This window comes from Lysobacter zhanggongensis, from assembly GCF_046638635.1.
GTDB classification, from domain to species: domain Bacteria; phylum Pseudomonadota; class Gammaproteobacteria; order Xanthomonadales; family Xanthomonadaceae; genus Novilysobacter; species Novilysobacter luteus.
This window is the reverse complement of record NZ_JBJXHK010000134.1, coordinates 1-3,741: the sequence shown is the minus strand read 5'-3', so window position 1 is coordinate 3,741 and position 3,741 is coordinate 1. Positions and strand designations below refer to the sequence as shown.

At 68.6% G+C, this 3,741-nt stretch carries 4 protein-coding genes and 1 pseudogene; 1 reads left to right on the top strand and 4 read right to left on the bottom strand.

The features are described from left to right. Together ACKVMH_RS13000 and rpoE are read right to left on the bottom strand one after the other, a co-directional pair. Window positions 1-218: sigma-E factor negative regulatory protein (locus ACKVMH_RS13000; RefSeq protein WP_412700609.1), on the bottom strand; the 218-nt coding region annotated here is incomplete at its 3' end. An 11-nt stretch (window positions 219-229) separates the two neighbouring features. Then, on the bottom strand, window positions 230-850 hold the full coding sequence (rpoE, locus tag ACKVMH_RS12995; RefSeq protein ID WP_412700608.1) for an RNA polymerase sigma factor RpoE: 621 nt from the start codon (window positions 848-850) through the stop codon (window positions 230-232). A gap of 226 nt (window positions 851-1,076) precedes the next feature. Here rpoE and ACKVMH_RS12990 point away from each other — a divergent pair, with 226 nt between their 5' ends. Next, window positions 1,077-3,146, top strand: coding sequence for a 3-hydroxyacyl-CoA dehydrogenase NAD-binding domain-containing protein (locus ACKVMH_RS12990; RefSeq protein WP_412700607.1), 2,070 nt, complete (start codon window positions 1,077-1,079; stop codon window positions 3,144-3,146). Between the two features lie 53 nt (window positions 3,147-3,199). On the opposite strand, the gene ACKVMH_RS12985 is transcribed toward ACKVMH_RS12990, so the two are convergent. Both ACKVMH_RS12985 and ACKVMH_RS12980 read right to left on the bottom strand, forming a co-directional pair. Beyond that, window positions 3,200-3,553 carry a PilZ domain-containing protein gene (locus ACKVMH_RS12985; RefSeq protein ID WP_215219922.1) on the bottom strand — a complete coding sequence of 118 codons (354 nt, stop codon included), beginning with the start codon at window positions 3,551-3,553 and terminating at the stop codon, window positions 3,200-3,202. After that, a pseudogene (locus tag ACKVMH_RS12980) lies at window positions 3,550-3,741 on the bottom strand (DNA polymerase III subunit delta'); the annotation flags it as partial. The gene ACKVMH_RS12985 and the pseudogene ACKVMH_RS12980, both read right to left, overlap by 4 nt.

Genomic DNA, 3,741 nt, shown 5'->3' with positions numbered 1-3,741 from the left:
GCACCCGCGACCCGGTCGGCGAAACCGGCCGGCGCCATCGCGTCGGCCCGGCCGCGCAACACGTCGCCAGCGAGCTGCCAGCGACCACAGGCCTCGCGCCACTCGTGGTCGTGCTCCAGGCGCTTCAACGCGAACCGCGCGGCATCGTCCCGCAGTTCACCGTCGAACAGCGCACTGAGCGATTCGCGGCCGTTGTCGTGATGGGGATGGTTGGACATCAAGGGCTCCGTTACCGGGTGTTGTCCCCGGGCTGGTCGGCTTCGCCTTCCAGCAGGGGACGCAATTCGTTGTCGATCGCCTCGCGTGCCCGGAAGATCCGGGAGCGCACGGTGCCGATCGGGCACGCCATCCGTTGCGCGATCTCCTCGTAGCTCAACCCCTCGGCTTCGCGCATGGTGATCGCCTCGCGCAGCTCCTCGGGCAGCCCTTCGACCACGCGCATCACCGTTTGTTCCACCTGGTGGCGCATGAGTTCCCGCTCGGGGGTGTCGTTGTCGCGCAGCCGCGTGGCCGTGTCGAACTGTTCGGCGTCGCCGACTTCGATGTCGTCGGTCGGCGGGCGGCGGTTCTGCGCAACGAGATGGTTCTTGGCGGTGTTCACGGCGATCCGGTGCAGCCACGTATAGAACTGGGCGTCGCCGCGGAAGTTCGGCAGCGCCCGGTAGGCGCGCACGAAGGTGTCCTGGGCCACGTCCTGGCATTCGCTCCAGTCAGCCACGTAGCGACCGATCAACCCGATGATGCGATGCTGGTACTTGCGTACCAGTGCATCGAACGCGGTGCTGTCGCCTCGCTGCGCACGCCTGACCAGTGCTTGGTCCAACTCCTGGTCCAACCTGTTATCGGCCATTTCGCGCGCCGGCACTCCTGTCAGCTCGGCCACGGCCGAACAATGGGACAACCCTGTCGGGGAAAAGTTCACGCTGCAAGGATTGGGGCGCCGGCGACTGCCCGCAACCGCCAGGGGTCACGCCGCCGCGGGGGGCGTGGAAGGCGTTGGCGTCACGCCATTTGACGCCTGTCTAACAACCTCGGGATGATAGCGGCTTGACCCATACCTGAACGGATGGTGCCGCATGGCCTCCCCCGACACCGCCCTGCCGACCCTCGACGGCCTTCGATTGACCCACTGGCGCGCCCAGGCCCGTCCCGACGGCGTCATGGTGGTCGCACTGGACCGCGCGGGCGAATCCGTCAACGCACTGTCGCAGGACGTGCTGATCGAACTCGACAGCGTGCTCGAGCGCCTGGCGATCGACCCGCCCAAGGGCGTCGTGTTCTGCTCGGCGAAGAACAGCGGCTTCATCGCCGGGGCAGACATCAAGGAATTCCAGGGCTTCGACGCCACCGGCAATGTCGGTGGCGCGCTGCAGCGGGGGCAGCAGGTGTTCCAGCGCCTGGCCGAGCTGCCCTGCCCCACGGTCGCCGCGATCCACGGGTTCTGCATGGGCGGCGGCACCGAGCTGGCGCTGGCCTGCGACTATCGCGTCGCCAGCAAGGACGGCTCGACCCGTATCGGCCTGCCGGAAGTGAAGCTGGGCATCTATCCGGGTTGGGGCGGCAGCGTCCGCCTGCCGCGCCTGGTCGGCGCCCCCGCGGCGCTCGACATGATGCTGACCGGCCGCACGCTGTCGGCGAATGCCGCGCGTGCAAACGGGCTGGTCGACAAAGTGGTCGACAAGGCGGTGCTGGTCGACAGCGCAGCGGCGCTCGCGCTCAAGGGGCGGCAGCGCCCGTTCAAGCAGCGCTTCATGGGTTGGGCGACCAACACCTGGCTGGCGCGGCAGGTGATCGCGCCGATGACGCTCAAGCAGGTGTCGCGCAAGGCCCGCAAGGAGCACTACCCGGCGCCGTACGCGCTCATCAACACGTGGAAGAACACCGGCGGTGGCACCGCACGCAAGCTGGCCGCCGAACGCAAGTCGGTTGCCAGGCTGGCGTCGACCCCGACCGCGCGCAACCTGATCCGTGTTTTCTTCCTGCAGGAGCGCCTCAAGGGCACTGCCGGGCGTGACCACGGCATCAGCCGCGTGCATGTCATCGGTGCGGGTGTGATGGGCGGTGACATCGCCGCGTGGTCGGCCTACAAGGGCTTCGAAGTAACGCTCAACGACCGTGAGCAGCGCTTCATCGACACCGCGATGAACCGCGCCGGTGAGTTGTTCGCGAAGAAGGTGAAGGACGAGGGCAAGCGCCCGGCGGTCGCGGCGCGGCTGAAGAGCGACCTGGCAGGCGAAGGCGCGGCGAGCGCGGACCTGGTGATCGAGGCGATCATCGAGCGCGCCGACGCCAAGCGCGACCTGTACGCGAGCGTCGAACCGCGGATGAAGCCCGATGCGCTGCTGACGAGCAACACCTCGTCGATCCCATTGACCGAGCTGCGCGAAGGCGTGCAGCGTCCGGGCCAGTTTGCCGGCCTGCACTACTTCAACCCGGTGGCGCTGATGCCGCTGGTGGAAATCGTCCGCCACGACGCCATGAGCGCCGACACCGAGGCGCGACTGGCGGCGTTCTGCAAGGCGATCGGCAAGTTGCCGGTGCCGGTCGCCGGCACCCCGGGGTTCCTGGTCAACCGGGTGCTGTTCCCGTACATGCTCGAAGCAGTGACCGCCCATTCGGAGGGCGTTCCCGGCAAGGCGATCGACCAGGCAGCGGTGAAGTTCGGCATGCCGATGGGCCCGATCGAACTGGTCGACACCGTCGGCCTGGATGTCGCCGCCGGCGTCGGCGCCGAACTGTCGCCCTTCCTCGGACTGCCGGTACCTGCGGCGCTGGCTGGCGGCGCCGAGCCCGGCAAGCGCGGCAAGAAGGACGGCCAGGGTCTTTACAAGTGGGAAGACGGCAAGGCGGTCAAGCCCGAACTGCCGGAAAACTACAAGGCGCCCGACGACCTGCAGGACCGGCTGGTGCTACCGCTGCTCAACGAGGCGGTCGCCTGCCTGCACGACGGCGTGGTGGCCGATGCCGACCTGTTGGATGCCGGCGTGATCTTCGGCACCGGATTCGCACCGTTCCGCGGCGGCCCGATCCAGTACATCCGCGAGACCGGCGCCGATGCGCTGCTCGAGCGCCTCAAGCAGTTGCAGGCCCGTCATGGCGACCGCTTCGCACCGCGCCCGGGCTGGGATTCGCCGAAGCTGCGCTGAGCCTGCTGGCGACGGCGCCCGCGCCGTCGGTCGTCATCCGCGGGATGACGCCATCACATCGTGTGGGTCGGCCGCTCTGAATTGAGCAGGCCGGCCAGCAGCGCCTCGATCTTTCCCTTGACCGACTCGCCCTCGGCGCCATCGCCGAACTGCACGCCGATGCCGGCCGGCCGGTTGCCCTGCGCGCCCGCCGGCGTCACCCAGACCACCTTGCCCGCCACCGGCAGGCGCTCGCTGGACTCGGGCAGGGTCAGCAGCAGGAACACCTCGTCGCCGAGGAAGTAGCGCTTGGGCGTCGGCACGAAGATGCCGCCGTGCTTGATATACGGCATGTAGGCGTTGTACAGCGACGCCTTGTCCTTCACTGCCAGCGACAGGATGCCCTGGCGGGCGCCACCTGCGTTCATGTGTCGATCCCCTGCCTCGTTGGTGCGTGTTTCGGTTCGGCCGCGCGCCAGGCCAGCAGCAGTTCGACGACCACCAGGTCGGCGCGCGCCGTCGTGCGCAGCAGGTCGCGTGCGCGGTTGGCGCGGTCGAACCAGGCCGCCAGACTGCGCGCGCGCAACGGGTCGGTCAAGCCGTTGGCGGCCGACTC

Coding starts and splice junctions, on each gene's coding strand:
- ACKVMH_RS12985 (WP_215219922.1), bottom strand. CDS start 3,553: ATGAACGCAGGTGGCGCCCGCCAGGGCATCCTGTCGCTGGCAGTGAAG.
- rpoE (WP_412700608.1), bottom strand. CDS start 850: ATGGCCGATAACAGGTTGGACCAGGAGTTGGACCAAGCACTGGTCAGG.
- ACKVMH_RS12990 (WP_412700607.1), top strand. CDS start 1,077: ATGGCCTCCCCCGACACCGCCCTGCCGACCCTCGACGGCCTTCGATTG.